The organism is Pseudomonas sp. L13, from assembly GCF_009935965.1.
Classification (GTDB): domain Bacteria; phylum Pseudomonadota; class Gammaproteobacteria; order Pseudomonadales; family Pseudomonadaceae; genus Aquipseudomonas; species Aquipseudomonas lactis.
In genome coordinates, this window is the sequence record NZ_QODJ01000121.1 from 1 (window position 1) to 4,903 (window position 4,903).

Below are 4,903 nucleotides of genomic sequence, written 5' to 3' on the forward strand. Positions count from 1 at the left end.
TTATGGAATCTTCATACGAAGGAGATGGGGGCGCAGGATGATCCGGGTAAAGCGTTTGATGCTTGGGAGGAAATTCTAAAAAAAAAAAAAAAACGTCAGAAAGACCTAAAAAGTGGGGCGCCGTATGCCTCCCTCATCGAGTTTTATTACGGCGAAGCCACCCTGAAGGACCTTGACTGAATGCGCCTGAAAATCTTGTTATCGAGTCTGTTGCTGGCCGTGTGCGGCACCAGCAACGCTTTTACTTTGCCGACTAAGGACATGCCCTTGAATCCGCTCACTGAAATCAAGGCCAAGTTGGCCTTTGCCTGTGTACACGAAAGTATTCCGGTGTCATCCGCTGAAAGCGATGTGTTATTTCAGTACGCCCGTTGGCTGCAAAAAAACAACCAGCTCAAGCAAGACAAGACTGTCGATGTTGAGATCGAACGGTTGTATCGAATTGCTGCCGAGAACGGTCACTACAAGGCCAATATCAACCTGCAGAATGGCACCATGCGTGGCTTTTTTAAGTTGCGAGGTGAAGAACACTTGCGTTTGAGTCAGCACTTGATCGATGCCGGTGTGGCAACGGGTTATTACTTTATCGGGATCTTCTTGCAACAGGGATCTGCCGGGCTGAAGAAAGACCCGGAAATGTCGTTGCGTTACTACCGCAAAGCGGCTGATCTGGGCAATGCTCAGGCCCAGTATTACGTGGGTGACAAGCTAGAACCGAGTAATATTGCTCCGGATGTCGCTCGCCAAATGTATCGTTGCGCTGCTGAGCAAGCACATGGTAAAGCCGCTACGGCATTAGGTGTTGATCTCAAATATGGGAAAAAATACCGTGAAGCGCTTGAGGCATTCCAATTAGGAGTCGCTGCTGGTAGCAGCGTTTCGGCCTCTTTTTTAAGCAAAGGTTTTCGTAATCCGTCATCTTCTAACGAGTTACATTACCTCGGGCAACAGGAAGACTTGGAGCGTGTAGACCGCTACGAGCAAATCGGCAAAGTACTAGGTAACTACTCCTACGCCGACCCCAAAGTCCCCGAAATCAACGAAATCCTTCCCCTACCACCGGCCAAACTCCCTGCCTGGGACGGCAAGCTGCAATGGCTGGAAGCCCGCTTGGCCAACGTCCCACCGCCCAAGCCCACCGAGGCATTGATCAACCAACTGGCCAAAGCCATGGTGCTCGACCCAGCCACCGGCAAACCAATGCCCGGTTCACCGGCTTTCAGCCAAGCCAATTTCCCGGTGCGTATCTGCTACAGCGGTGAGACCTGCCCGGAGACGGGCTACTGGAAAATCATCTGGCCAAACGACCTCGCGATTAGGTGGAAAGAAGTCATTCGCCACTTTGAACAGGGCGAGACGATGCCAGTACATCAAGTCGAGCGCACTTACCCACGCCCTTGGCCGCTCTCCGAAAAGATCACCCTTCGCGATGAAGCGGTGGAGTGGGGGCTGCTTGGATGAAACGTCATTTTCAAGGCCAAGCTGGCCTTTACCTGTGCACAAGAGACGATTCGGGCTCGATCCGACGAGGGCAACGCTCTCCTACTGTACGCCTGCGAACTGCAGGAAATATCCACTCATGCAGACAGGGCCGTCGGTCCTTTCAGGCAAACAGTTTTAGTGCATTGCCACCGAAAGGGGTCATTAAAATATGAAAAACATCATCCGCATCGGCGACAAAACAACCGGCGGCGGCACCGTTCAATCGGGCTCCATTGTCATGATCTTTAGAGGCATAGGCGTGGCTCGCCAGGGCGACCCGGTGATTTGTCCGCTCCCTGGCCATGGCCGCACGGTGATTGCCGAGGGGCATCCAACGTTTCGCGACAACGGCCTTCCCGTCGCGTTTCACGGGCATCGCTGCGCCTGTGGTTGCCTCCTTATTTCGTCACTGCCTGACGCGAGCGCGAGCTAGCGATGCCGGTCAAATTGGATCAGGTGCCTGCTCTGGCGCCACGCCCTGTACGACCAAGGTGGTGGCTCTGGCTAGTGGTGTTTCCGCTGCTGCTTTTGCTGCTCGGTGTGGCGGGGACGTTTTTGTTCGGTACAGAAGCGTTGCGTCAACAACCGTTACGTTTTTGGGGGCTTGCTCTGGGCGGGCCGCTGCTGGGGTGGTGCCTGCTGGGTTTTGGGCGTGCCTTGCTGTATCTCGGCCAGCAGCAGGTTGCTGATGGGTGGGATAAGGCCCGTGAAGAGGATTTGATTGAAAAATTCCGGCGCGGTCGCCGTGTTCAACAGGTGTTGGGGGTCAGTGTGAACACGGCTTGGCGAGCGCCTGATGCACCATCAACGACGCAGTTGGATCTCGTATTGAGCGGGGACAAGGCGCTAACGGCTCAACCGTCCAGGCAAGGGACGGTGTCACGGCATAGTCGTATCGCCGCTGATAAGCATGAAGTGCCTGAGGTAACGCTGCTACGCGTGTTGGCGCAGTTGCTTGCCGATTTGGCGCCAACCCTGGAACAGCTACCCGACAATCAGCCGCTAGCGCTTTTGCTGGAAGTCGAGAGTGCCTTGCCGGAAAAGATATGGCAGCAGCTGTGGCAGCAGGCGTGGATTGAATCCGGTATCCGCCAACGGACAACACCTATTGAGCGCGGTGGTCTGGAGGCGGTGGATCAGTGGCTTGATTACCGCATTAATGATCAGGCGTTGTTGTTGGTGGTGGCCCTACGGTTCGCCGTGCAACAACCTGAAAACACGGCTGAAGCGGCGGTGGGATTACTGTTTGGCAATCGCCTGACCCAAACCCTATTACCACCCATGGCCTACCTGCATCGCCCGGAGCAGGAGCGCGAACCGTCCAACGATGCACTGTGTTACGCCGCGCATCAGGCCTTGGACTGGGTGCCTCTGACTGCGCAATCAATCGAGCAAACATGGCGAGCAGGGGTTGATGCAGCGCGTGACGCTGCGTTGACCGCCGTGTTGGCTGAAGTGCCTCTTCCAGCGAAGCCCAACGAAGGGTTTTACAACCTGGATGCCTCGTTGGGGCACCCAGGTAAAGCATCGCCGTGGCTGGCGATCGCCTTGGCGGCACAGTCCATTCATCGCGGCGCTGGGCCGCAGTTCATTTTCAGCGGGAGCGACTGTGTTGATACGGGGCTCTGGAGCACGGTGTTGACACCCGCGCCACCGCTCTCGCAATAGGGATTTTCGAATGCAGCTTCGACGTTCAGTAGGGGTGTGGATTGTGGTCAGCGTATTGGTGCTGATTGGAGTAATACTGGCGGGGGTGGTTTGGCTTTACCCGGACGTATTAGGTCTTCAGGCGGGCAGTGACCAGCAATCTATCAGCCTGTGGGTAATAGTCGCCACGACTCTGGTTCTGCTGGCGCTTGTGGGCGCCTACCATTCATTGGGCAACCAGTTAGGGCGTTCAACGTATCGTCAAGAAGCGCAGCAGGCGGATGATATTCCCCAACCTGAACAGCTTGGTCGCGAAGGGGCTGGTGATGCTTCCATGAAAGAGCGCACCCACTCGATCAGAAGACACCTGCGCGAGCACTACGGCCCCCTCTGGCGCCAAAAAGTCCGCCTCCTTCTCCTCATCGGCGACCCCGACACCGTCAACGCCATCGCCCCCAACCTCACCACCCGCCACTGGCTGGAAGGCCAGGGCACCGTCCTGCTGTGGGGCGGCAACGCCCTTGAATCCCTGGAGCAAACCTTCACCGCACACTGGTCCGGCCTGAGCCGCTGGCGCTCCCTGGATGGCGTAATCTGGGCCTTGGACAACACTCAAGCCGCCGACGCCGCCGCGATGGCCACCGGCGTGCGCCAGTTAAAGCGCTTGGCGCATCACGTAGGCTGGCAGTTGCCCTTGTACCTCTGGCAAGTGTGCGCCAGCACCTGGGAGCAAACCGGCCGTGCGATGCAGCCGGTGGGCCGCGTACTGCCCGAGCGCTTCAGCGCGCAGGAACTGCAGGAGCAGTTGACTGAGTTGCTCACGCCATTGCGCCGTGCCGGGCTGGGGCAGATGAATGAGACATTGGCCCACGATTTTTTGCTGCGGTTGTCGCGTGATTTGCAGGCCAAGGGAATTGCCCGCTGGCGGCAGGTGCTGGAGCCGCTGACGCCCGAGTTTTCCCGGGGCGTGCCGTTGCGGGGGCTGTGGTTCAGCCTGCCGGTGGCGCCGCTAAAGTCTGCTTCAAAAAGCCACGACTGGTCCGCGCCTACCCCGTGGCAGGGCGTACTCGACGACAACCGCACTGCTCGGCGTTTGGGCTGGGGCGTGGTGCGTGTCGGCTATGCATTTATGTTGGGCCTGGCGCTGTTATGGGGCGCAGGGTTGTTGCTGTCGTTCGTGACCAACCGCGTGCAGATTGGCGAGGTCGAGCGTTCGGTGGCGGCGTTGCAGCAGCCCGGTAGCGGCGACGCGCAGTTGACCGCGCTCAACGATCTGACCCGTGAACTGGCGCGCCTGGATTACCGCGCCAAAAACGGAGTGCCCTGGTATCAGCGCTTCGGCCTGGAGCAAAACCAGAACCTGCTGGCAGCGGTGTGGCCGCATTACGTGCAGGCCAATAATCGTTTGATGCGCGACCCGGTGGTGGCCAACCTGCAAGGCCGGCTCAAGGCATTTATCGCCTTGCCACCTGGTAGCGAACAGCGCGCTGCGCAGGCGCCCGGGGCTTATGAAAATCTAAAGGCTTACCTGATGCTGGCCCGGCCACAGAAGGCCGACGCGACCTTTTTGCGCAAGGCCCTGGGCAACGCCGAGCCGGCGCGCAACGGTGTGACGAATGGGCTTTGGCAAGGCCTGTCGCCGGGCCTGTGGGGCTTTTATGGCGAGCAGTTGGCCGCGCACCCGGCGTGGGCGATCAAGGCCGACCCGGCGCTGGTGGCCCAGGCTCGCCAGGTGTTGCTCAGCCAGTTGGGCCAGCGCAATGCGCAGGCCGCG

4 protein-coding genes and 1 pseudogene are annotated in these 4,903 nt (G+C 58.5%); all 5 read left to right on the plus strand.

The window, feature by feature from the left end; genetic code table 11:
- Nucleotides 1-180, plus strand: a pseudogene (locus DK871_RS29810) (phospholipase); the annotation flags it as partial.
- Complete coding sequence (locus DK871_RS29815) at nucleotides 181-1,461, plus strand: sel1 repeat family protein (RefSeq protein WP_161907433.1); 1,281 nt, start codon at nucleotides 181-183, stop codon at nucleotides 1,459-1,461. It abuts the pseudogene before it with no gap.
- 259 nt (nucleotides 1,462-1,720) lie between these two features.
- Nucleotides 1,721-1,915: a PAAR domain-containing protein gene (locus DK871_RS29820; RefSeq protein ID WP_256677537.1), complete on the plus strand. Its 195-nt coding sequence runs from the start codon at nucleotides 1,721-1,723 to the stop codon at nucleotides 1,913-1,915.
- Nucleotides 1,916-1,917: 2 nt separating this feature from the next.
- A complete protein-coding gene (locus DK871_RS29825; RefSeq protein ID WP_161907431.1) occupies nucleotides 1,918-3,150 on the plus strand; it encodes a hypothetical protein in 1,233 nt (410 codons plus the stop codon).
- A 10-nt stretch (nucleotides 3,151-3,160) separates the two neighbouring features.
- Nucleotides 3,161-4,903 (plus strand): ImcF-related family protein (locus tag DK871_RS29830; RefSeq protein WP_306109909.1); only part of this gene is annotated, 1,743 nt, incomplete at its 3' end.